This window comes from Bradyrhizobium sp. SMVTL-02 (assembly GCF_051853005.1).
Classification (GTDB): domain Bacteria; phylum Pseudomonadota; class Alphaproteobacteria; order Rhizobiales; family Xanthobacteraceae; genus Bradyrhizobium.
Map to the genome: position 1 here is coordinate 1,541,234 of NZ_CP182469.1, position 24,631 is coordinate 1,565,864.

Sequence of the window (24,631 nt, forward strand, 5' to 3'; positions counted from 1 at the left end):
ATTTTGCGGAGTTGGTGGAGCACCTGTCCAGGATGTGACCTCTCGAGCAAGAAGCGGATACATCGCGCCTGCTGCTGTCCGCAATGGCACGTGTCAGATGTCGGTAAATCCGAAGCTGTACGCGGGCGCGACATTGCGTCGCAATCATGTCAGCTTTCTCCGCATCCTATTGGTCCAAATCCTGCACTCATCTTGGCGTGAGTAAATGCGACAGGGCGAAAGCTGAGGTTCGTTCATATGTCGACATATCAGACGAAGATGCCATCTTGCGTTACTTGTTGGACATCGAGGGCGGCATCTACTTCTTGGGGGCGTGAGTGTATGCAGGGTGCGGCGCATCTGCAGAAGGTTACAGCCCGAAGATGGTGCTTCCATGAGGGGAAAGCTGATCTTGTCCTCTAGTTACGACGAAACAACGCAATATCTCTATTCGTGACGTAGCGCATATGTGGCTGCATGCGCGGGCATGAGAGAAATTGCTGCTCTACTTTGCTGGATCGACGCCGATCGTATGCCAACTGAGTTCTCGCGCGATGATTTGAAGGAGCGTGAAGCGGATGAGAGCCTCTTATTTATCATCGTGCCATGAAAAAGTGCTATCTCCTGCCGCCGTTAGGGTAGGCGCGAGATCGAGAGTTAGATGCAAGACGATGTTTCGAAGTGCGAACTGACCGCAACCAAAGAGAGCAAGGGCGGCGTCGACCTTGTTAAGGTGCAGAGTGAGTCCGAATGCGAATGGCACGGCCCGGAAGACGGATCGAACCATCCCGTGGTCTTGCCGGTGAACGAAATTGCGCTCAGAGGAGTGTTCGAAATATCGAACATGCTCGCTAGCCCTTCGCGACTTGAAGTCGCACTGGCAAGCGTGATTGATTTGCTGCAGTCGTCGTTGCAGATGCGGCATGGCGTCGTGTCCCTCCTAGCGGACGACGACGTGCCCGAAATTGCGGTTGGCGCTGGTTGGAGCGAAGGAAGCGATGAGCGCTACCGCATGCGCCTGCCCCAAATGGCGATTGAGGAGATTGTGGCGACGGGTATGCCGTTTGTCGCTGAAGACATCACCAAGCACCCCGCCTTTAGCGCAGCTGACCTGGATGTGCTCGGCGCGTCCGATCACATGCGATTGTCGTTCATTGGAGTTCCTATAAGCATCGATGGAAAGGTCGTTGGCACCCTATCCATTGAGCGTGTGCCCGACCTGGACTCGATGTTCCCTCTCGATTCCGATGTCAGGCTACTCACCATGATCGCCAACCTGATCGGACAGGCTGTGAAGCTGCACCGCTTGGTCGCGCGCGATCGCAAGCGCCTCATGGCTGAGAGCTATCGGTGGCAGAAGGAGCTGCTCGAATTCAAGCAGCCAGCGCGAGAGCGTAAAAAGGTTCACATCGATGGTATTATCGGTACCAGTCCGGCGCTGCGCGGGCTGCTCGACAAGATCGCGGTGGTGGCCAAGTCGAATGCTACGGTTCTGCTGCGTGGTGAATCAGGTACCGGCAAGGAGCTGGTAGCCAAGGCAATTCACGAGCTATCCCCACGAGCAAAACGCCCGTTCATCAAAATGAACTGCGCGGCGCTGCCCGAAACGGTGCTGGAATCCGAATTGTTCGGTCATGAAAAAGGGGCCTTTACCGGCGCCCTTAATTCGCGCAAAGGGCGCTTCGAACTTGCCGACAAGGGAACCCTGTTTCTGGACGAGATTGGCGAGATCTCAGGCTCGTTTCAGGCGAAGTTGTTGCGGGTTCTTCAGGAGCAAGAGTTCGAGCGGGTGGGTAGCGGCCACACGATGAAAGTTGACGTCCGTGTGATTGCTGCAACCAACAAGGACCTGGAAGGGGCGGTCACAAAGAACGAGTTTCGCGCTGATCTCTATTATCGTATCAGCGTAGTTCCGTTGATGCTGCCTCCCTTGCGCGAAAGGCGCAGCGATATTCCGCTGCTCGCCGCTGAGTTTCTCAAGAATTTCAACTGCGAGAACAGTCGGACATTAACGTTCGATCCGAGTGCCGTAGACGTGCTGATGAATTGCGGATTTCCCGGGAATGTGCGTGAACTCGAGAACTGCGTGCAGCGGACGGCTACGCTGGCGCCGGGACCCTTCATTGTCAGGAACGATTTTGCTTGCTGCCATGGTCAATGCCTTTCCGCCCTGCTGTGGAAGAGCGGATTAGATGAAGCGAAGCCGCGAGCCGCGCTGATCAACGAGCTATCCGCCAAAACAGCTACGCCAATACCCGACGCAGCAGGGCCGGTTGCGGCTCTGAGCCCGCCTGTCGCGGCCGAACCAGTCGATGGTGCTATCGTGAGCGGTGGGAAGCTGACGGATCGCGAGCGCCTCATTGCTGCCATGGAGAAAACTGGCTGGGTGCAGGCAAAGGCGGCGCGCCTACTCGGACTTACGCCGCGCCAAATCGGCTACGCGCTGAGGAAATATTGTATCGAAATCAAGCGCCTGTGAGTGGGTGCTGAACCTGGTCAAGGTGCGAGTGTGGCGGCTCTCGCGTTAGCGCGCAGGTCATGCAGTGATCAACGCTTATCGTCGAGAGCTCCCTAGGGCGGCAGGCGGCGCCTACGGCAGACTTCACTATAGTCCATTATAGTTCGGGCTGCCGTCCAAGTTCTGTACGCAAATTCCAGATGGCGTTGTTGGCCAGATGGAGTACATTTTTCTCGCCAGTTTTCAATGAACGTTCGAGGTGGACGCGCAGCCGAGCGCGCAGCAATGCCTCCCCATTATGGGTCAGGAATGGGTCTTTTTCTACGAAACGCCATGACTTCTCAAATGCCACGCTCACCAGAGCATCCAATGTTTGCTTCTGTTGTGAAGAAGTTTGATCCATGAATGGAAACTCCAGCAAAAGATCCTTTCAGCAGGCGTGCTGCTGCAGAATTGGGAGGTCGGAAGCTGACGCTTGAATGCTCAGATAGCCGCAGTCATTCAGCTCATGTTACGCATGTCGATGCGTTGATCGGAGCCTATACATGCGATTGTTGAAGCCATGATGACTAATTGGAGCTTTTGTATTCATGTAATTCGGTATTTTAGTATTCTAAGAGTGAAATTGATGCGTCCAAGACAGGCGTGGCGCCCCTTTTCGCGAGGCGCCGGTAGCTTGTGCGGGCCGAGCGCTCGGCAGCTTTATAACGGGTTCAGCGGGAGAGAGGTCGAGAAGGCCTGAGGATCTTTGCCCGGGCGCGGCTGCGTTTGTTAGCGAAGTAAGTTTGCGTACACACACACACACGCGCAGCCTCGAAAGTTCGAACGGCGACATCGTTGGCGGATTAGGTACCTAATTTAGCGCCTCCTAACAACAGCCGACAACGAGAACGATCGAGTACCACCAGACTTCACCTTCGGAATGAGCTCGGGTGAATCTTTGCAATACTCAAGTGGATCTTGCGATGGAACGACCGCTTGTCTGTTCGCCCTCTGGGAAAATCTGTAACGATTCTGAGCTGCACATCTAATTCGGCCGAGTTTCCTTACCTCTCAGGACCACTCTGGCCACGTTTTGCCGTGCTTCGAGCACTTGGTCTTCAGTCATGAATCCGACTTCGACCAGGTTGTCCAGTACCGTATTAGCGCGAGCCTGCGCGGCCGTCCGGTCGATGCTAGCGGTCGGCGCGTTGATCAGGCCGACCAGCGTCGCAGCTTCAGCGAAAGTCATATCGCCGGCAGGCTTATTGAAGTAGAAACGCGCCGCACCATCAACGCCGAGAATGCCGCCGCCCATATCAACACAGTTTAGATAAAGTCTCAGAATTTCATCTTTAGTCAGATTCCATTCTAGCCAAACCGCAAGAAATGCCTGTTTGATGGGGTGTTCAATGCCGCGCCCGGCATTCAAAAGCAAAGTCCGGGCGAGTTGCTGGCTTATCGAGGAACCATCATCCTGGTAGCGACCGCCGTTCTGCGCTCCTACCAGCAGTGCGTGGAGAGCTCGTGGGATATCGATCCCGACGTGGTCATAAAAATGGCGGTCCTCGGTTGCGAGCGTAGCCTTGATTAGCACGTCGGGAAAATCCCCAAGAGGGATCGGCACGCCATGGCCAATCCCCCCGCCAACCCTCGCATCGGTCAACTGGCCTAGAAAACAAGCCGTGATATCGGCTGCCTTCAGGCACTCCTCTTGAGAGCGGGTGCGAGTAGTCGAAATCGCAAGCGCCAACACCCCCGTGGGTCGGTCAAAATCCCCCGGGTATGGTCACTTGAAACTCCCCCACCTGATGTTCACCGTCAGCGCCGCTGAACAGCGGTAGCCGGTCAGGCAGGACGTTTATTTTCGGTCCCTTTAGCCAGCAAGGGGCCGGGGAGTTGAACGTCTTGAAGCCACACCTGCAAAGCACGGTATTTACGCTACTCGATCGCAACGCCAGCCAGCGCGAGATCCACAGGCTGACGGGGATCGATCGCAAGACGATCCGGCGTTACCGGGCGCTGCGGGCCGGTGCGGAGGCAAATTCCCCCGGGGAAGCGACCACCGGCCCGGTGAGCGTGGACGGCCAAATTCCTCCACCCCGACCACCGGCTTCTGGGGCATCAGGAGCGACGGTCACCAGCAGCCTGGCCCGTTCGGCTTGCGAACCGCATCGGACGTGGATCGAAGAACAGGTCCGCCTGAAGCGGAATGCGCAGGCGATTTACCAGGACCTTGTCGATCATTTTGGCTTTCCGTCCAGCTACCAGAGCGTCAAGCGGTTTGTGCGCACGTTGCGACACAGCGATCCCGAGCAGTTTGATCGACTTGAGTTCCTGCCCGGCGAGGAGGCCCAGGTCGACTATGGCGAGGGCGCTCTGACGATTGATCCCAGGAGCGGCCGGTACCGCCGTCCCCGCCTGTTCGTGATGACGCTGCGCTACTCGCGGCGCAGCTTCCGGCGGGTGGTCTGGAAGTCCAGCCAACACGTCTGGGCGCAGCTCCACGAAGAGGCGTTCCGGTATTTTGGCGGGGTCCCCAGCTATGTCGTGCTCGACAATCTGAAGGAAGGCGTCCTCAAGCCGGATTTGTACGAGCCCGAGCTCAACCCGATTTACAGCGCGATGCTGGCTCATTACGCCGTGGTCGCCGATCCCGCGCGTGTGGCCGATCCCAATCGGAAAGGATGCGTCGAGAGTGCGATTCAACATACCCAGGGCACCGCGCTGGCCGGACGGCGCTTCGAGACACTGGAAGCCCAGAACGAGTTCTTGAGGCACTGGGAGGAGAATTGGGCCTCCAAGCGCATCCACGGCAGCACGCGTCGTCAGGTCGAGGCGATGTTCCAGGAGGAGAAGCCACACCTGCGGCCGTTGCCAGTGGCTGCCTTCCGCATCTTCACCGAGGTCGTTCGGACCGTCTGCGACGATACCACCGTGCGTGTTGATAGCAGCTATTACGCCGCGCGGCCTGCGCCCATCGGCAGTCAGGTCGTGGTGCGGATCTACGCCTCCACGATCGAGATCCGTGATCGCCACACCCATGCGCTGCTGCGTGTTCATCCCCGGATGACGCACTCCGGTTCTGTCGTCCTGCCGACCAGCGAACGGCCGTTCAATCCGTCGCGGCAAACCGCCGTGCTGCTGGCGAGCGCCGAGCGCATCGGGCCGCAGACCAGGGCGCTGTGCCAGCAAGTGTTCGACACCGAGGGGCGCCCCGGACAGCGCGCGATGTGGGGCATTGTCGGGCTGGGCCGGAAGTATCCGGCACGGCTGGTCGAGCAAGCCTGCGCGCACGCCGTCGAGAACCGCATCTACCGCTACAAGCACGTGCGTGCGACCGTCGAGCGGTTGTTCGAACAGGCGATCGCGCAGGTTGGAGCGACGCCACAGCCGGCATCGTCGCTCACCCAGGATCATCCGCTGATCCGCGCTCCAGCCGAATACGGCGATCTCTTCAGCCGTGCCGTGCGGCACGATGCCGGCGACAATGGCCGGCAGGCCGAGGCTCACGGCGACCGCACCCCTGCAACCCGCGCTCGTGGCGCCTGCGCAACCCCGGCCAGCTCCGGCGCCACGAGCGCTCCCGCGGCTTCTCACCTCACACTGGAGACCAAACCACATGATGACCATGCCGGAAATTGAGCGTTGCCTGCGACAGCTGCGCCTGTCGGGCGTTCGCGACACGCTGCAGACGCGCGTGCTGCAGGCGCAGGGCGCCAACCAGCCATTCCTCGAGACCTTCTCCCTGATCCTGCAGGACGAACTGGACCGTCGTCAGTCCCGCCTTATCGAGCGACGATACCAGCAATCCGGGCTCGACGAAAAACTGACGCTCGCCGAGTTCGACTGGACCTTCAATCCCAGATTGCCGCGCCAGACTTGCTTCCAGCTCCACACCCTGGCGTTCATTGCCGCCGGCGAAAACGCGCTGCTTGTCGGCAAACCTGGCACCGGGAAGTCCTACATCGCCAAGGCGATTGCCTATCAGGCGATCCTGCAAAGCCACAAGGTCCAGTATCTTGAGACCGACGACTTCTTCCACCGCTACGCCATGAACTCCCCGGCACAACGCGAGGTCCGGCTGCGAACCATCATCGACTGCGATCTCCTCGTGCTGGACGATCTGTTCCTCGCACGCGCCATCCCTGACGACGCCGGCGCATTGCTGCAGACCCTGATCCATCAGCGCTACAAACTGCGCCGCAGCGTCATCGTTACCTCCAATCGCGTCGTGCAGGACTGGGGGACATACCTGGGGGACAACACCATGAGCACGACGATCCTCGATCGCCTGATGCATCATTGCCATCTGCTTGAGTTCGACGGACGCAGCTATCGGCTCAAAGAGGCCGCTGAAACTCTTGCCCGGAAAACAAAGGCAAACTAACAATCACCATGTCCTGCCTCGCGGGTGGAGGAATTTGACTGACCATACCCGGAGGAATTTGAAGTGACCCGCGGGGAACAAAAGGAGCAATCCGCCGAAAGCGAGCGTCAGGACTTCGGAAGCAGGTTCGAGAAGGAGCCAGCGCTGCCACCGGCCGAACGAGATGCCGTCAACAAGCTTCGAGTATCGGTGGTATAATTCCCGCAACTCCCTTGCGCAGGACAGTAGAGTCGAGTCGGAAGGCGGTTTGCAATCGGACAAGCATTGTCGGATGGCGGGCCCCTCGGGAGGTGGAATCTGAATCACGTGGATCTTTCAGGTTTGGGTACATGGGCGTTCGGGGACGGCGACCAGGGCGCGTTTCGGAAGTGGGGCCGGCAAAACTCAAGGCACTTAGATGTCTGATGTCTCAGCTGGCCGTGCTTCCATTTGGCGCAGGGCTCGGAGGCCACCGTGCTGTTGAGATAAGCGATCACCATCTGCCGTGGCGACTGACGCTTGCTGCGCGAGTGCGAACTCATCGACACACGGCCCGATTTTGTGAACGTCACGCCAGCCAGCACGGTAATGATAGTTCAAACGACCGATGGCGAGAGGGGATCGCTTCTTGCAGGTCAGTCTTACTTCAGCTTGACTCACCTTTCGCAACGAGTCTGTCGCCGCTCCTGGGAAGCTCCGGAGCGTTTGCTTTCTTTGCTTGCCATAGTCCGTGAGCTATATCGAAGCAGATGATGTGCTGAACAGGTATCGAGTCTCCGGCTGTTTCATGTGCATTCTGCTCTTCAATTCATCGAGCAACCTCGGCCGCCTTCATACCGAGCAAGTGTGACGCCGTCGCGCGCTTGTTGCAGCGACAAATCGACAAGACCTGACATCTTTCATGCTTGTGTCAACTTTCGTCCTGAAAAGTCGGGGAGGACGGCTGGCGCACAAGTGCAATTGATCGTAACCGGCGTGACGCCCCCACCTAGCCATCCCTCGGCTTGCGCGCGATACAGCCTGGCATGAGCGGTTCGGTGGAGGTGGAACGATGGCAAATGCCATGCTTGATGCCAGGCAGGAAGGCGATTCCTATCGTCGCGTCGAGGTGATCACCGGGGAGCGCCGGCGGCGACGATGGACGGGCGAGGAGAAGGCGCGGATCGCGGCGGAGAGCTTTGAGGAGGGTGCGAACATCTCCGAGGTGGCGCGGCGCAATGGCGTTTCCCGCGGGCTGCTCACGGTGTGGCGACGCCAGGTTGCGGCGGCGGTGGCCGGCAAGGCGCCGAGCTTCGTGCCGATCCAAATTGGTGCCGAGAGCGACGGCGAGACGGCCGGCGAGTCCGAGCGCAGTTCGCCATCACAGACGAGGCCTTTCGAGATCGCCGCGCCGCCGGCGAAGGCCTGCGGGGTGATCGAGATCGAGCTGAGTGGGGTTCGCATCCGGGTTGAGCCGGGCGTGGAGCTGGCGACACTTTCGACGGTGCTGTCGGCGCTTCGGGGCATCCGGTGATTGCACTACGCTCCGACCTCAAGGTGGTGCTGGCGGCGCAGCCGGTCGACTTTCGCAAGTCGGTGCACACGCTGTCGGCGCTGGTGAGCGAAGCGCTGCGTGCGAACCCGTATTGTGGCGACGTCTTCGTGTTCCGCAGCAAACGCATGGACAGAGTGAAGCTCCTGGCGTGGGACGGCAGCGGCATGGTGCTGGTGACGAAGTGGTTGCACCAGGGGCGTTTCACCTGGCCACCGATCCGCGACGGTGTGGTGCATCTAAGTGCGACGCAGCTCGCGATGCTGCTCGACGGGCTTGAGTGGACGCGTGTCTCACCCAAGCCTGTGAAGCAGCCGGCCGTTGTCGGCTGAGAGGTGAGGATTTCGCTGGAGCGTGTAGCGTGCGCATGTATCGTTCGATCATGGCGATTCGCCCCGACGCTCTGCCGACCGATCCGTCAGCTCTGACCGAGATGGTGCTCGCGCTTGACGCCGAGAACGAGAAGCTGCGTGTGGCGATGCAGACGCTCAAGGAGATGATCTTCGGGAAGCGCTCAGAGCGACTTGCGGTGCTCGTGGACGAGCAACTCGCGCTTGAGCTGGGCGATCTCGAGACCGATGCCACGTTGCCTGTGCAGGCCAACGACGATGTGCCTGCGGCGAAGCCGCCCGGCAAGGTGCGCAAGAAGGCGCGCCGCAACATCGGCGCACTCCCAAAGCACCTGCCGCGCTGCGAGCAGGTGCTGGAGCCGGAGGCGACGGCCTGCCTGTGCTGCCAGGGTCAGCTCCACAAGATCGGTGAGGACGTCAGCGAGGTGCTCGACATCATCCCGGCGATCTTGCGGGTGCTGCGCACGATCCGTCCCAAATACGGCTGCCGCAGCTGCACCGATGGCGTGGTCCAGGTGAAGGCGTTGCCGCGCCTGATCGAGAGCGGCATGGCCTCGACCGCGCTCGTGACTCACGTGGTGGTCTCGAAGTTCGCCTGGTATTTGCCGCTGTATCGGCAGGTGCAGATTCTGGCCGGCCAGGGCGTCAATCTCGACCGGGCGACGCTTGCCGGCTGGGTGAAGCGTGCAGCCTGGTGGCTCAAGAGCCTCTATGAGCTCCAGCTGCGCACAATTCAGGCCTCGCCGCGCGTGTTCTGCGACGAGACCCCGATGCCCGTGCTCGATCCCGGACGACATCGCACCCGCATCTGCCAGTTCTGGGCGCATGCCATGGATGACCGGCCATGGGGTGGCCCTTCGCCGCCGGCGGTCGCCTACGTGTTCGCCGACGGCCGCGGCACCGAGGAGATCGCCGGACAATTGACGGATTTTTCCGGCATTCTGCAGGTGGATGGTTATGCCGCCTACAAGGCGCTCGCCCGCGGCCATGGTGGCGCGATCCAGCTTGCTTTTTGTCTCGCCCATGCCCGACGCAAATTCGTCGAGATCTACAAGATGATGCAGTCGCCATTCGCGCACGAGGTGATCGAACGCCTGCAGGCGGTCTATGCTATCGAGGCGGAGATCCGCGGCAGCAGCGCCGAGCAGCGGCTGGCCGCCCGCCGCACCAGGAGCGCACCGTTGATGGCAGCGCTCAAGGCGCGACTGACCGCCATGGTCGACCAGCTCTTCTCGCAGTCGAAGCTGACGGAGGCGATCAACTACACGCTCAATCACTGGGACGGGTTGACGCTGTTTCTCCGCGACGGCCGCGTCGAGGTCGACAGCAATACGGTCGAGCGTTCCATGCGCCCGATTGCCATGGGGAGACGCAACTCATTGTTCAGCGGTAGCGACGGCGGTGCTGAGAGCTGGGCAATCCTGGCGTCGCTCGTGAACACGGCAAAACTCCATGAGCTCGATCCGCAGGCCTATCTGAACGACGTGCTGGAACGCATCGTTTCAGGGCGAACCAAGAGCCATCAGCTGCACGAGCTGCTTGCCTGGAATTGGAAGGCGGCACGCGAGCGCGTCGCACAAGCTGCCGCATGAGCCCACGTCGCCATAAAACATCGTCGTCGATGGCCGCCGCCGCGATGCCGCTTGCGGAACTCGAGAGATGGCTCCAAGCTCGCGTCGATCAGCATCCTGCCGCCACCAGTCTTCCCATGCTCGACGGCTACGTCGCCGCGATCGTGGCTGGACCAGTGTCGATGAGCCCACTCGACTGGATCTGCCCGCTGCTCGCCATCGATGCCGATGCTTTCAACCACGGCGGCACTCCGGAGTTCGCGGCGATCTCCGCCGTTGCGCTGCGTCATAACGAGATCAGCCAGACCCTTTCGACCACGCCTCGCCAGTTCGCGCCGATGCACCGGCGTGAAGTCAATGGCGATATCGATGCGCGTCCCTGGTGCCAGGGCTTCTATGTCGCGATGCGGCTCAGGCTGTCGGCGTGGGCGCCGTTGCTGGACACCAGCAACGTCAATCACGGCCTGCTGCTACCCGTCCTGCTGCACTGTCGCGACGATCAGGGCCGTCCGCTGCTCGGACCGCCGCGAAGCGGCCGCGAGACCGAGGACTTTCTCCGCAACGCCCACCTCGATATTCCAGCGGCCGTCGAGGCGCTGCGCCAATACTGGATGCCGATCCGCTACGCACGCGCCCGCTGATCACAGCGGACGTGGGAGCTCATACCGGTTACAATTGATCTGATCCGTTGGCTCGACGATGGTTGATTCGCCGATTATCCAAAATTCCCGAGGCAACGGCTGGGCGAAATACTGCTCTATTACCGCGTCAAACGTGATCGCTGTAACTGAGATGCCCCCTCGGAGCGCTTTGGACACACACACACCGCATGGGACCGACTGCCACGCTCGGGTAAAACGCACGAGCGCGAGGGCGCATTGCGACCACGCCCAGTGTCCGGTCGTCAATCGCTGAAATCCGTTTTATCTGATCGAGAATCGAGGTCTCTGAGTATAGCGTACTGAACCTTGCCCAGCGCCGTTCTAGGCAATTCCTCCGTAAAGAAAATTTCGCGCGGAGCTTTAAAGCGTGCAAGATGCGATTGCACATGCGTGACGAGTGTCCCGGCGTCTATCCGGGATCCGGACCGCCTGATCACATAGGCAATCGGCACCTCATCCCATTGTGGATCGGGTCGGCCGATGACCGCGCATTCCGCAACATCAGGATGCTCTAAAAGTACGCGCTCGACCTCCGCCGGATAGATATTTTCTCCACCGGAGATGATCAGGTTTTTCTTTCGGTCATGGACCCAAAAGTATCCGTCGGTGTCGCGACAGGCGATGTCGCCCGTACGGTACCACCCGTCATGCATAGCCTCGCTCGTAGCGGGAAGATTGCCCCAATATTCCTGCAAGACGTTGGGCCCGCGTACAACGATCTCACCTGGAGTCCCTGCGGGCGACTCGTTTCCGGCATCATCCACGACAACCGCTTCACAGCATAGTCCGGGCAGGCCGGTCGACCCCTTCCGCGAAAGATCTCCGCCGAGCCTCGTATAAATCGCAATGGGGCTCGTCTCCGTGGAGCCGTAAACCTGGAGGACCGGCACGCGGCGCGCAACCAGGCGATCAACGAGATGCTGCGGCACAATCGTTGAGCCGACGGAAATCGCCTTCAGTGATGAAAGATCGGTACTGGACCACCTGAGGTCGTCGGTCAAAGCCTGGATCGTCGCAGGCACCAGGACGGTCAAAGTGGGGCGATCATCCTTGAGCGCGGCAAGGGTAGCCTCAGTCGTAAAGCGTGGATGGATTGTGACAGTCGCGCCGAGATGTAATGCAGGCGTCGTCTGAATGTTGAGCCCACCGACGTGGAATAGTGGCAATACAGTCAGCACATGATCGTCGGAGGTCAGGGCGTGCATGTGCTGACTCATCACGCCATTCCATAGCAGGGCCTCCTGGCGCAGCACTGCTCCCTTCGGCCGGCCAGTGGTGCCTGAAGTGTAGACGATCAGAAGCGGGTCGGCCAGGTCTGCGCAGGAATCGCAGTTGTCTGCCTGTATCTGATCCAACAAGCCCTCCCACGTGCACGCACCGCAAGATGGAAAGCCGAAGCCTACAGTTGCAACATCGGGCAGCGTATCTAGCAAGATCGGCAGAACTGCTTCAAAAGCCTGCTCAAGGACCAGAACCTTAGCACCAACGTTGGATAGGATGAAAAGCTGCTCGGATACCGCCAATCGGCAGTTCAACGGAACCAATATTGCCCCGAGCCGGGCACAAGCGTAGAGGAGAATTAGATAATCAGGGCGGTTTAGGCTCAGGAGGGCGACGCGATCGCCTCTCTTGACGCCAAATGCAGTTTGCAGAGCCCGTGCTGCCCGGCCGATGCTTCCATTAAGATCAGCGTAACTTAAGGTGCCGCCCTCAAAATTGACCGCAGCCTTGTCAGGGGCGAACGCTGCGTTGCGCTCAATCAATGTGGAGAGATTCACTTATCAGACATCCCATGTCGTTGGGCCCTACAGGGCTCGCACCAATTGGTGGAACCAACGCGTGTCGGCATTTCTTAAGGGTCGTGACCGGCGTTACGCCGCTCGGGCGAATGCAGCTAAACCGCCAGCCAAAGGGTTCGAGCCGAGGCGCAATCAGCGAGTGGAGTTGGCCGCACTCTTTTGAAGGCCGGTGTGACTGGGGGCGGCCGGGTTGGGATCAGAGGTGTTCGGCACAACTAGAATTTCTACGTCGTCGCAACAGATCGACCCCAATTCTCGCTGTCGGACCAGCTGTGTCCTGCGTCAACGCGACCATTGGGGGATTAAACTCAGCTCGATATCGCGAAAAATCGTGTAATTCTGCCGAATCCACTGATGAAGCTCCGACGAAGAGTCCCTCTCATGGCGTAGATAGCCGGTGAAAGACAAGCCTAGTCGGCAGATGTAGTTATGTAGAAATACCGGCAGTGCCGCCAAACGGACCACCCGGCCCTGGTTCATGGCGTCGAACAAGTCGCCGCGGACGAAGAATTCGTTATGGACGGTGATCAGAATCTGCGTCGGAATCAGCCGCCGCAGCATTTCATGCGCGCGGGCCGAGACCCGGTCAGTATCTGCCACGAATAGCACGATTGGCACGATCCGTTGTTGTATCGCCTCGCTCAGGAAGCCGATCTCGCCGCACATCTTGAAGAACTCGTCGAAAGCGTGGAAGCCAAGGTCGATCACCTTGGCCACTCCATCGTTGAGAACAAGTCGATCAACTAGCTGCATTTTGCCGTAGGTATCCGTGACATCCGCTGTCTCTGTGATCGAGGGGAGATAGTCGAGCAAGGATGGCTCCCTCAGGTTGATGTCGAAGGAGAGCACCGCACCGTTCTTCAGCAGCAAAAATTCGCTCAAGAGCCGAGCAATCAGTGTCTTTCCGACCTGCGGGCTTGCAGAGCAGATGATGTAGACGGGGATGGGCAAAACCGCCAAACCAGTGCGCATAGGTCCGCAAGCGGCTATCTTTCACCCGCACGGGTCACCGACTTCGCGCCGGCGAGGTCTGTTAGGTTGATGCGGTCATACTCGCTCCAGACATTGGCGAGCCAGTGCCGTACGTAGCCGCGCAGCACAAACGAGAAGTTCGCGGCGTCATCATGTTGTCCCTTGTTTGCGACGAAATTGACGAACGGAACAGAGGCGACCTCGACCTGTTCATACGCCATCTCGTTGAGTTTCGGGATTGTCAGATCAGTGGCGTCCTTGATTCGGTTGAAATAGGAATTGTAGGTCGACTGATCCCATTGAAAGAACTGGGTGTCGTTGATGAAGTTCTTGACCAGGAAGTATTTTGCCCCACCCATGAAATCGCTTGTTTCGGCGATCTCGTCTAGCGAGGCGATGGACGATCCCAATACATGGAACACGGCGAAGGTGAGTTGGCCTGACCGGGCGGCGTCCAAAAAGCCAATGTCTCGTAGGGACGCTAGGGCTGGTGACATCAGTCCGGCTCGAACGTCGATGACCGTGACGGACAGGCCCGAGTTCAGCGTATCGAAGATCTTCATCTGGTCCGCGGTTCTCGTCATGTCGACGATTTCGGTGATCGCAGGATGAAAGCGCTTCAGTGTCCCCCGGGGCGACTCGGTGTCGAATGCGCGGGTTTGCACATTATTCGCGCTAAAATAATCCAAAAGCGTGCGAGATACGGTTGTTTTACCGACCCCTCCCTTGTCTGCGCCGACCACAATTACAACTGGCTTTCCCATAGAAGTCCTCTCAAGATGCTTGTTCTTCAATCCACGCGACCGCGAAGCGCGCGGTCTGTGTGTTTCCATTCCTGCCTTCGGCACTATGACGGCCAAAGGAGGAGATCGTCCGATCTGCGCAACATCGACCGATGCTATAGTTTGTCTGGTCCATTACGGACATGGAAGCGAGCGCAACTCGGTTCATGTTGCAGATTGTATGTTTTGATTGGCATCAGAACGTTCTCTTCGGTTGGGGAGTAATGCGGCAGCCATCATGATAGATGGACTTGCCGCGGCTAAGTTGATGAATCAATCGTCGACGACGGCGAGCTCCGATAAGTGCAGGCGCGTTGGATCGTCAAGCCGGCACTTTTAAGAGCCTCGAGGATCTCGCATGCGACGCGCTGAGCGCCACTCTTGTGTTCACCAATCAAGTGTGATGCCACGACTTCGGCGATGATGGCGTATGCTCTTTCGCGCTCGACCACCTCGATCTCAAAAAAATGGCCGCAGGCGCTACAGGAGATCACAGGACGACCGCTCCAGGGATCATGTGACGCGTGTTGATCATTGGCATGACATTTCGGGCATTGCATGGGCGGGGCTTCTGCATGTGTCATCTTGCTACTGAGTTCGGATCGGTGGAAACAAGTGCGTTCCGACGAAAGGGCGTGGCGCGTCGAGTAAAGTGGGAAGACCGACTAGATTGGAGCTCTCCCACGTAGAAGTGAGCGGCAGTGCGACCGAGCGCAGTCAAAATATGCTCATGTGGCTGCGCGCAAACCGCTACATTCGGAAGACACCGTAGTGGGGCGCTTCAATTGGAGCATTAAGCGAAGCGCTTAAGGCGATTGAGAGTGCGTTTCGGGTATCTACGGGATCAAGAATGCCGTCATCCCAAAGCTCCGAAGTCGCATAATAGGCGCTTGATCGCGCCCGATACTCCCTCATAATTGGTTCTCGGATGGCTGCCAGTTCTTGGTCCGACAAGCGCCCGCCTTCACGAGCCAATTGCTTTGCTTTGACATGGGTTAGCACGCCTGCCGCTTGCTCCGCGCCCATGGCCGAAATCTGCGATTGTGGCCAAGTAAACATAAAACGGGGATCGAATGCTCGACCCGCCATGGCGAATGTTCCTGCTCCGTGAGAGGCGTTGCAGATCACCGTAAGCTTAGGGACCGACGCTGCGGAAACGGCCATGATGAGGTTGGCGCCGTTCTTGGTGATGCCATCCTGTTCGTATTCTCGTCCAACCATAAAGCCAGTGGTATTCTGAAGGAAAAGCAATGGCGTCCGGTTCTTATCGCAGAGTTGGATGAAGTGCGTGCCTTTCAGAACACTGTGGTTCTGCAGCACGCCATTGTTTGCGATAATCCCGATCTGATATCCTTGAAGACGCGCGAAACCGCATATCAGGGTTTGATCATAGTTCGGTTGGTACTCATGGAGCCGGCTACCATCCACGAGGCGAGCGATGATCTCCCGAATGTCAAATTGAACGCGGGGATCTTTTGGAATGATGCCGTATAGTTCGGATGCGTCGTAGACGGGAGGCTCCGGAGCGGCCCGATCAACGGCTTCTTTCGTTGGACGATTCGTGTGAGCGACAATGTCGCGCGCGATGGCAATCGCATGCATTTCGCTCGTCGCGAGGTAGTCACTCGTTCCCGTCACGCTCGTATGAATTTGAGCGCCACCAAGCTCTTCGGCTGACACCACTTCTCCAGTGGCGGCCTTTACGACCGGAGGTCCGCCGAGAAAGACGGCTCCGTTCCCCTGCACAATGATGTTGTAATCGCTCAGCGCCGGGACGTAGGCCCCTCCCGCAGTACAGTGACCCATAACGATAGCGACCTGCGGCACCCCCATCTTAGAGAGAATTGATTGATTGCGCAGGATTCGACCTGCGTGGTAGCGATCAGCGGAGAACTCCGCTTGCAGAGGCAAGAAACCGCCCGCGCAGTCGCAAAGATGGACGACCATAAGGCGGTTCTCGATCGCAATGTCCAGCGCCCGCACAATCTTCTTGACGGATAGCGGATACCAAGCGCCGCCCTTCACGCTAGCATCATCCGCGTGAACGATGACCTCGCGACCCGCTACAACGCCGACGCCGACAATCTGCCCTGCGCATGGCACCTCTCCATCGTAGGCCTTGTTGCCGGCGAGGGTTGATAGCTCGAGAAATGGCGTTTCCGGATCAAGCAGCGCATCGATCCGATCGCGAACGAATAGCTTGTTTTGCTGCCGCAAACGCTCCATGTCTCGTGCCGGTCGATCGAAGCGAGCGGAACGCTGCCGCTCCTTCAGTTCGGCCGCAAGTCGTCGGTTATGGAGCTCGTTGAGGCGAAAATCTTGCGACGTGGTGTCGACCCGAGAGACAATCCGCTGCATGTCAGCGCCTTTCCTCGGAAAGCGTAACCAAAGCAAGGCCTCGCTCAAAACTCTCGCCTACACCGAAGTGAATGCGCTCGACCACGCCGCCCCGAGGAGCGCGTACGACAAATTCCAACTTCATACTCTCGACCACCATCAGCGTCGCGCCGGCGCAGACCACATCACCTCGGCAAACCTTGGTCGCAATCACGACGCCGGGCATTGGCGCGCGGGCCACGAGATGACTTGCCTCCTCGTCCAAACACGCAAGTTCTCGCAATGGGTCGCGGTATCGCATGATGTGTGTCCTGCCGAAGATATGCAGGTGAAGTGTGTCACCGTCGGTTGCAAATCTGATCGGCACGCTCTCGTTCGCAATGACAAGGAGACCGCTTCCGTCGAAATGATGTGAGAGTGCCACCGGCGCAATCACCTCATCGCCCAAGTGAAGGCGATAGTCGCGTTGGCCGGGCGAAAGCCACAATTCATAGTTATCGACATTAAGCTCAAAACAGTGCTTCATGTCAGTTTCTCCACTTGCCCAGCTCCGCGTGAAGCCTGGGCACGGCGTCTGCCGAATCCCGAACACTCCTGGTCAGGAGTGCACCGGCTGCCAAGATGGCGGGTAGGTCGCTTCCACGTGGGCCAACGGCCAGCTGCGGATGCTCATCGAGATAACCGGTATGAATCTGTCCGCTTAAAAATGTGTCGTCCATGAGCAGGCGCGCCAGAAAATCGGCGTTTGTCTCGCAGCCAAGAAGCACCAGCTGTCGCATCACATGTGCCACCTTCAATGCAGCTTCACGGCGTGTGGACGAATGTGCGACGACCTTTGCGAGCATCGGATCAAACGCAGTCGTGATCTGCTGACCTTGGACGATACCGCTATCGATGCGCACACCGTCGCACTCCGGGTACTCCAACATGAGGATCTTCCCGGTGGTCGGCGCGTATTCGCGTTCAGGGGCTTCGGCGTATAGCCTCGCTTCAATTGCGTGACCTTTGGACACGATGTCGGATTGCGAAAATGCGAGTTTGTGCCCGGCGGCGATATGGAGTTGTTGGGCAACAAGATCGATGCCGGTGACCATCTCGGTCACGGGGTGCTCGACTTGAAGACGAGTATTCATCTCAAGGAAGTAGAACTCATGCCCATCGAAGATAAATTCGACGGTTCCTGCGTTTCGATAGTTGGCGCTACGAGCTATGCCGACCGCCATTGCACAGACCCGTTCCCGCATTTCTGCGGACAGGGCAGGCGAAGGCGTCTCCTCGACGATCTTCTGGAAGCGGCGCTGCACCGAGCACTCGCGTTCGAAGAGGTGGACCACATTTCCGAATAAATCGCCCAGCACCTGCACTTCGATGTGGCGTGGGTTGTCTACATATCGCTCCACGTAAAGTCGGCTATCTCCGAAATAGCGCAGCCCCTCGCGACGAGCTTGAGAAATTGCGTCATCGAGGGCGTCGAGATCGCGCACAATCCTCATGCCCTTGCCACCACCGCCTGCCGAAGGTTTCACCAGCAAAGGTAAGTCAAGGGCTCGAGCTCTAGATGCGAAGGTTTCCGGTTCGTCTTCTTCGATAGCTGAGGGTGCGACCGGAAATCCGATCTGCTGAGAAAATCTCCGGGCGCGGATCTTATCACCCATCAATTCGATGCTTTCGGGGGTTGGCCCGACGAATACAATGCCGGCCTCTGCAACGGCTCTGGCAAATTCGGCGCTCTCCGACAGAAACCCATAGCCAGGATGCAATGCCCCGACATGAGCTCTGCGCGCGGCGGCGATGATTTGCTCGGCGTCGAGATAGGCAGCAACTGGAGAACAGCCCTCGATCGCGATTGCCGTATCCGCCATGGAAACGGCTGGCGAGGCGGCATCCACATCATGGTAGACGATAGCTGAGCGTAAGCCCAACTGTCGCAAGGTCTTGAGAATACGAACGGCTATCTCGCCTCTATTGGCGATCAGAACTGTATCGAATGGAAAGTTATTCATTCGCCTATCGCTCAAGCGCAGAGTGGGTCTCGTTCGAGAGTTGTCCGCTCTACGAGGGACTGTCGAGGCCATTTAATGCGACACGCTAGCGATGATCCTGTGGATCGAGATACGTAGCGCCGATTACGACCGTCCTTTGTACCCTTGGCGCGACGGTCATTTCGAGTCTGCTTTCACTTTTGTGCTGTCATGTGCCGACATCACGTGCCGGCAGGGGTCACTTAAGCTGTTAAGCTTCGTTCTGAGGCAAGCAGTGATTGCAGCGACATCAGGTATGGCGCTGCTACACAACCGAAACACATCCGGGGTGCACGCTCGTTTCTCCCCCTCCGTTGCTCCTCGATCGCGGGCCACAGCGCTTAGAGAACCAATCGCCGTAAAAGCTATCAAAGCGGTTACATGCCAAGCTGCTCTATAGCTTCGGCGAGAAAAGAGCTGTTGCCTTCGGTTCACGATATCCTCTTTGAGAGTGCTTGCCGCCCGCATTAGCCGTCTTGTGAGGGTCAACGGGGGCTGTCTGAGAAAGTAGGTTGCTCGGATTGGCGGCGTTCCGGGGAGGACGGCTGAACGCGCCGCCAGAGCTTGGGTTTAATCCATCAGCCTGTTCACCGGAGGATGAGCGCGATGGACAAATGCATCCCAAAGTCACTGATAAGAGACAATTGTTACTCATCTTGGGTGCGAGTGAACTGCACCCGACTATCGGCACCACAATTGTTTGGTGTCGGACAGCCTCGTGGTGCACAGGACTGTGGCGTATCATACCGCGTCGGTTTGTGAGGAAGAGTACGCGGCCCAATGCGACCTTGAGCGTCTGATCGGACCAGAACTCTCTCGCAATTGGCGAAGGTAGATACGCTCAACTCCAGCGTTGGTGTCGTTCGCCCAAGATCGTCCGAAAGCGGCAGGCGACTCCACGCATGTTGGAGGCCTGGATCCCCACAGTTTCGTGCGGTGTAGATCTGAATAGGCTGAGACATTGGCCATCCTTGAACTCGTCAGGCGTCGGCCCGCCGAAGACCACCGCTACTTGTTCGAGACCGTACAATTTGACGCTACGTACGATTCAACCCCTCCGGGCCGGCAGCCCGACAAAATTTGTGAATTACGATGGCCAGCGGCAGACCTTCACCAAAGTAAAGGCGTCGAGGTAGCGAAAACACATTCGGAAGCAGCTCGCCCAATAGCGGCGCATCGTGCGAAATCGCTCAGAGCTTGGGATTGTTGTGTCGCAAAAGAAGCGGCGCTGAGGAGGTGTGTCGACTGCTGTCGGCCTACTCGGCTCGCAGATTGCTGCGTCGCCAGTTGAAGGCGCTCAGGTTCGAAACGAGAGCAAGATTGCAGCCGGGACTACTAGATCTGGTGAAGACCAGAAGAATAGCTTGAAACACACGTAACGTCACATTGTAGGCGTGGATCGCTGAACACGAAAGGTGCACGCCATGCCTCACATGCTACCCATTTACACGCTCGGCACAGAGCATAGCATCATCACGCCCGGAGCCCATGATGCCGTAGCCGACAAATGCGGCCGCTCTAAGGACGAGCAGGAGAGAGCACAGAACATATGGGCCTCCTGCTTCTCACCTCGGGATCGAATCAAGTACATCCGCAAAAATCGTCCTCAGTTTAAATTTCACGACTACCGTCAGATAATCGACGTCGTTCGGGGCCGCTGCTTTACCGGCTGCGCATCCGATCTGGTCAACTGGCGCCGTCAATTCAGGGTAAGTGCGTGGCGCGTCGCCTTATTGTTCTGCGTTGCCACCTGGATAGCTATCGTCCTTGCCGTGATTCGCGCGTTGAGTTGAACGTTGGCGGGCAGGGAAGCTAGGAGCGATCGGACTTTAGTGAATGCGCTCGGATCCAGAGCGCGAGAATGCTTGCGAGTGTTGGCGAAACCGAAACGCTCGCTGCCAACAATGGACCAGGTGATCTCTATGGATCATCGGGCTGGGGGCAGCGGTTAGACGAAGCCGCGGCTTCGGTGAAGATCTAGCCGGACCTGACATTGGCTCGCTCGGCCGTGAATTTAGCGCTCGAGGGGCGGGATTCGACAGTTGCAATGTGCTCGAGATCGCTTCGTTCGGAAGTGTCGAGCCGTCCACACGAAGGCGAATGCGGCGCGACGCCTTTCTTGGTTGGAATCAGTCCTCTTTCAGTATCGCGTGATGGCGCGGCGGAGGAGGTAGATCGGCTATATCAAGCGGCAGCGACAAGGGCGGTAATCAACTTGAGAAGAAGCCCCGGTTCGACTTGATCAATAGATGCACGTTCTAAAATGAGTTTAGCGATCTCAATTCGGTTGGAAGGAGTTCGCATGCTCGGAGGTAATGCCAAGACCGCCCCATCAAAAAGCCGTCCGAGAGTGGAAAGCTGTTCCGGCTCGTACAGTTTTCCGTATTCCTGTTCGAGACGCTTGGCATCGCCTCCGTTGGACGCACTACCAGCTTGCTTGTCGCGATGTGAACACATGTCGAGCTTCGCCTTTACCAGCTCGCTTGTAAGCGTATCGAGAAAGCGGGTCGCTTCGAGCGCGCTCTCGTCCTCGCAGATCAGTCTTGCAACCTCTTCAATTTGCGACTCTACGGCTTGCTTTAGATATTGAAGATGCGACTTGCAGCGAGGAGAGTGACGAGCACATTCTCCTGAGCGTGCCGCAGTGATGATATGTGGGGGGCCATCAGCCTTCAGTCGAACGAGAGTTGAGCTGCTGAAAACGCGGAGGGGAAGAGCAAAATATCGAAAGAGTTGCTTAAAAAAACCAAATGTCATCTCCCGATAGGCTTGATTTAGGGGCTCCACCGTCCTGGATTTACTGGACCCGTATACACTCATAGTCATGGCTGCCTCATGCATCGTTCTGGCACACGAATCTACCTTCACCGCGCTGACATCCAGCGCGGCGTAGTTGCGGCTTGACAAGACACTGCTGGCAACCGTTCGAAAGGCCGTGCTTAGCCTTACCATTGCGCTGGGGGCCGACTAGACCACCTAGAGCAACTGACCTCAACAGTCGACGGTTAATCCTCACGACCTGCACTATCCCCCAGCTCAATCGCCGCTTTGACTAGCAGCCTTCGTCAGGGTTGGTAAAATAGATTGTTATGATGGAGGCCATTCACCTCATGGATAGAAAGCAGCGGCCCATTGAATCTCCCGGCCTTCTCTCCGACCTGATGAGTCCGGTGGACGCGTGCTGAGCGTTCGCCTGCCCAATTCCGGCCGCAACGAGGAGGGGCTGCGCGAACGAATCCGAGGCATCAAATCGTTCGTTCTATCCACCCGACCGTCGAGGCCGCGACGTGGGTCTCCTTTGTCATTCTTGATCCTACAAGCTGACGCAGCGTGCGATTCAAGCCCTTTCTGCGTTCTCGCATAATTATCTTAATCTGCCATGAGCGCAGTGTATCTTGGGGCGAGCTGAGGTTCGCGTTTCGCGGCAGGGATCAAAAGGGAGACGCTGATAGCAATTACCGCAAAACGACCAAATTCGCAGCGATGACCGTCAAATTCGACAGATGGTTGGAACAGGAGTTGCCCATTTCAACGTGTTGCGGGGGAACGAAGAGGAGTATACGGACGGCAACCGAACTTAATTCATTGCAGCTGCCTAGGTGCGATCGCTATCGTAAGTCTATAGCGCGCTTCGTTGGTGATCACGCTATTCGCGTGCCCCAATCAAAGTGTAGAGATAGGCTTCACAACACCCGAGCCGCGACAGCCGACATTGAGAAGGCGCGCGATTGCGCGACGACATCAAGCCTTCAAAGTGCGCTTGTATCAGCTATCGCTTGGTAAGTTGCGCAATATAGAGTTCGCCAAGTGTCCATCGAAAAATCAACCGGCGAACATTAGTTCGCAGAGTTAGGAACCGCAGATTGAGTGCTTGGTAGAGTCGACCGTGGCTTCGCTCCGAGGACAAGTCGCGACATGAATCCAAGGTCGTTCACAGCCCAGCGAACCATTATCGTGGCGAAAACGATAGCAACGCCAAGCGCAATTGCGACAGCGCTTCTTGTCGGAAGATCCCAAAGTTCTCCAAATTGGACTAGGTCCATGAGACGAAAGAGGCTTGCTTGAAGGAGGTAAAGAACCAGAGTGCTCTGGCCCAGCTCCATCGCGATAAAGCGAGCAATCCGACTTGAACGGCAAAATTGCCAGCATCGCAGCACCACCTCCATGGCGACAGCAGAGGCTGCGGCAGAGCCAATGAACATCAGCAATACTTGCTTGGCCGACTGCGCATCGTGAATCAGAGCGAGATTGTTATAGACGTAGGTCTCCTTGCCCCAGGCAAGGAAGCATATGAGAGCTAGACCAGAGAGTAAAAAAAACGAATGCGATCTATGATGTAGAACAGCGCCCGTCCGCCAGTCAGAAGACCTGGCGAGCAAGAGCCCGAGGCAGAAAAATGGATAGGTGTACCTAATCAACGGAGCTATCGAAAAGGTGACGGGCGCGAACGCGACCAGGACTGCAGAGACGGATATGATCCTGGTCGAGCCCAGACCGGCGGCGGTGAGAAACCCAACGAGAAGAAAACAAGCAAAGTTTGCCCAAACGAACCAGTATGCGCCTGCCAGTTCACTTGGAAGGCCCAGCAGACCGCTTGGTAGAGCGGGCGAAAATGCGGCCAACTTAACTGCTTCCATGAGCGTGCACCAGAAAAGCACAGGCAACAGTAACTGGATCGCGCGCTCCTTGAGGCCCCGGGTGAACGTTTTCCGCAAAAGCGGGCCCGAGGAAAGATATCCGCTTATTCCCATAAAGAGCGGCATGTGAAACATGTAAATTGATTTGAAGTACGGCGAATACCAATACTGGTTATCTCGGTAGATGATATATTGCAAAAGATGGCCAACGATGACCAAAATAATGAGAACTCCTTTAGCGAAATCAAAACTCAGGTCTCTGTCGGGGGAAGTCGATCTGCGTTCTGTCGCGGCTGTTGCTGTTTGATCAGTCATAAAAGCTCTAACCATTTGTACCGTGCCAGCGTCGTTGGCGGTGCTTTCTGAACTTCCCGATTTCCATTCATAATCGAAGATGACCGCGGCTCTTTGCGAGTGGCGACAGACGCAGCAGAACGCTCTCGTAGCGGTTAGGGTTCGGTCGGATAAGCCCAGAGGGGCTCTCATAGCAATGGGGCCTTTGTCAATCCGGAACGTGCACAGCTGGCGGCTAACCGGATTTATCGCACGGATGTCCGGTCCAGCTTACCCAGTAAGAGCGCGTTCGGTGTTCCCCCATGTTAGCAGGGCCTGTCATCAGAGACTTGTGGTCCTGCTCTTTCCGGGTCCAGAAAACGGGATTCGGGTCGTCAAGCGGTTACGTTTAGATGCTGCTTGTCAATGCTGTTGGCGTAGCTGCACAATTAGAACCGAGCTTAGGCCAGAGTGCATGCCGGCCCGATCGCCGGCCTTCAGATTGTTCAGATAGTAGCCGGGCGATCTCGATGCCGAATGAGAGTAGCTGCATTATCCATGGTGTAGATGCGGCCCATTTACACAATCGATTTTACTAGTCCTGTTGGATCTTGCATAACGAAGGCCTCGTTTTGGAGAAGAGCTTTCGGTCTAATCTGAATGGTCATTGATCTTCGGCTGCACGCGCAAAAGTTCGGTATACAGCACGCATAAGCCTCAGCGCTCGTGCGGTCTGTCTTGTTCGGTGTCTCTCACTATTCGAAACCGAGGGGCCGGAGCGGAAGAACTGAGCGTTGTCACAAAATTGGCGGCGCGCACGAAGTCGAATTCGTTGGGTCTAATGGAACTGAAGAAAGAACTACGACATTACGTTGGAAACGGACATCGGCCTTCTGTGGCTAAGGTTAGCG

At 57.6% G+C, this 24,631-nt stretch carries 17 protein-coding genes; 7 read left to right on the top strand and 10 right to left on the bottom strand.

The annotated features are described in order from the left end of the window. The first annotated feature begins 640 nt into the window (after positions 1 to 640). A complete protein-coding gene (nifA, locus tag ACNJYB_RS07305; protein WP_439373335.1) occupies positions 641 to 2,458 on the top strand; it encodes a nif-specific transcriptional activator NifA in 1,818 nt (605 codons plus the stop codon). Positions 2,459 to 2,594: 136 nt separating this feature from the next. Here the strand turns inward: nifA and ACNJYB_RS07310 are convergent, their stop codons facing one another. Next, on the bottom strand, positions 2,595 to 2,840 hold the full coding sequence (locus ACNJYB_RS07310) for a hypothetical protein (protein ID WP_439373336.1): 246 nt from the start codon (positions 2,838 to 2,840) through the stop codon (positions 2,595 to 2,597). Between the two features lie 624 nt (positions 2,841 to 3,464). Continuing rightward, positions 3,465 to 4,169: a transglycosylase domain-containing protein gene (locus tag ACNJYB_RS07315; RefSeq protein ID WP_439373337.1), complete on the bottom strand. Its 705-nt coding sequence runs from the start codon at positions 4,167 to 4,169 to the stop codon at positions 3,465 to 3,467. A 110-nt stretch (positions 4,170 to 4,279) separates the two neighbouring features. Between ACNJYB_RS07315 and istA the strand changes: the two genes are divergently transcribed. From istA to ACNJYB_RS07345, 6 genes are all read left to right on the top strand, one after another. Then, positions 4,280 to 6,061 carry an IS21 family transposase gene (gene istA, locus ACNJYB_RS07320; protein ID WP_439375470.1) on the top strand — a complete coding sequence of 594 codons (1,782 nt, stop codon included), beginning with the start codon at positions 4,280 to 4,282 and terminating at the stop codon, positions 6,059 to 6,061. Continuing rightward, positions 6,039 to 6,806: an IS21-like element IS1631 family helper ATPase IstB gene (gene istB / locus ACNJYB_RS07325; protein ID WP_439371404.1), complete on the top strand. Its 768-nt coding sequence runs from the start codon at positions 6,039 to 6,041 to the stop codon at positions 6,804 to 6,806. Before istA ends, istB begins: the two co-directional genes overlap by 23 nt. Positions 6,807 to 7,836: 1,030 nt before the next feature. Next, on the top strand, positions 7,837 to 8,298 hold the full coding sequence (gene tnpA, locus ACNJYB_RS07330) for an IS66-like element accessory protein TnpA (protein ID WP_439369410.1): 462 nt from the start codon (positions 7,837 to 7,839) through the stop codon (positions 8,296 to 8,298). Next, positions 8,295 to 8,648: an IS66 family insertion sequence element accessory protein TnpB gene (tnpB, locus tag ACNJYB_RS07335; protein WP_027577378.1), complete on the top strand. Its 354-nt coding sequence runs from the start codon at positions 8,295 to 8,297 to the stop codon at positions 8,646 to 8,648. Before tnpA ends, tnpB begins: the two co-directional genes overlap by 4 nt. Positions 8,649 to 8,698: 50 nt before the next feature. Then, positions 8,699 to 10,258: an IS66 family transposase gene (gene tnpC / locus ACNJYB_RS07340; RefSeq protein WP_439375492.1), complete on the top strand. Its 1,560-nt coding sequence runs from the start codon at positions 8,699 to 8,701 to the stop codon at positions 10,256 to 10,258. Beyond that, positions 10,255 to 10,878: a UPF0149 family protein gene (locus tag ACNJYB_RS07345; RefSeq protein ID WP_439369411.1), complete on the top strand. Its 624-nt coding sequence runs from the start codon at positions 10,255 to 10,257 to the stop codon at positions 10,876 to 10,878. The genes tnpC and ACNJYB_RS07345 overlap by 4 nt, the downstream gene beginning before the upstream one ends. A gap of 263 nt (positions 10,879 to 11,141) precedes the next feature. On the opposite strand, the gene ACNJYB_RS07350 is transcribed toward ACNJYB_RS07345, so the two are convergent. The 8 genes from ACNJYB_RS07350 to nolL all read right to left on the bottom strand — a co-directional run bounded on the left by ACNJYB_RS07350 (position 11,142) and on the right by nolL (position 23,762). Beyond that, entirely contained in the window at positions 11,142 to 12,677 is a 1,536-nt protein-coding gene (locus ACNJYB_RS07350) for a class I adenylate-forming enzyme family protein (protein WP_439373338.1), read from the bottom strand. A gap of 303 nt (positions 12,678 to 12,980) precedes the next feature. Continuing rightward, on the bottom strand, positions 12,981 to 13,670 hold the full coding sequence (locus ACNJYB_RS07355) for a hypothetical protein (RefSeq protein WP_439373339.1): 690 nt from the start codon (positions 13,668 to 13,670) through the stop codon (positions 12,981 to 12,983). Positions 13,671 to 13,684: 14 nt separating this feature from the next. Then, positions 13,685 to 14,434, bottom strand: coding sequence for a hypothetical protein (locus ACNJYB_RS07360; RefSeq protein ID WP_439373340.1), 750 nt, complete (start codon positions 14,432 to 14,434; stop codon positions 13,685 to 13,687). Positions 14,435 to 15,202: 768 nt separating this feature from the next. Beyond that, on the bottom strand, positions 15,203 to 16,810 hold the full coding sequence (locus ACNJYB_RS07365) for an acyl-CoA carboxylase subunit beta (RefSeq protein WP_439373341.1): 1,608 nt from the start codon (positions 16,808 to 16,810) through the stop codon (positions 15,203 to 15,205). Between the two features lies 1 nt (position 16,811). Then, on the bottom strand, positions 16,812 to 17,315 hold the full coding sequence (locus tag ACNJYB_RS07370) for an acetyl-CoA carboxylase biotin carboxyl carrier protein subunit (RefSeq protein WP_439373342.1): 504 nt from the start codon (positions 17,313 to 17,315) through the stop codon (positions 16,812 to 16,814). Between the two features lies 1 nt (position 17,316). Continuing rightward, positions 17,317 to 18,792 carry an acetyl-CoA carboxylase biotin carboxylase subunit gene (locus ACNJYB_RS07375; RefSeq protein ID WP_439373343.1) on the bottom strand — a complete coding sequence of 492 codons (1,476 nt, stop codon included), beginning with the start codon at positions 18,790 to 18,792 and terminating at the stop codon, positions 17,317 to 17,319. Positions 18,793 to 20,994: 2,202 nt separating this feature from the next. Further along, complete coding sequence (locus ACNJYB_RS07380) at positions 20,995 to 21,717, bottom strand: hypothetical protein (RefSeq protein WP_439373344.1); 723 nt, start codon at positions 21,715 to 21,717, stop codon at positions 20,995 to 20,997. A gap of 929 nt (positions 21,718 to 22,646) precedes the next feature. Then, positions 22,647 to 23,762, bottom strand: a complete 1,116-nt coding sequence (nolL, locus tag ACNJYB_RS07385; protein ID WP_439373345.1) for a nodulation factor fucose acetyltransferase NolL — start codon at positions 23,760 to 23,762, stop codon at positions 22,647 to 22,649. Positions 23,763 to 24,631: the final 869 nt, after the last annotated feature.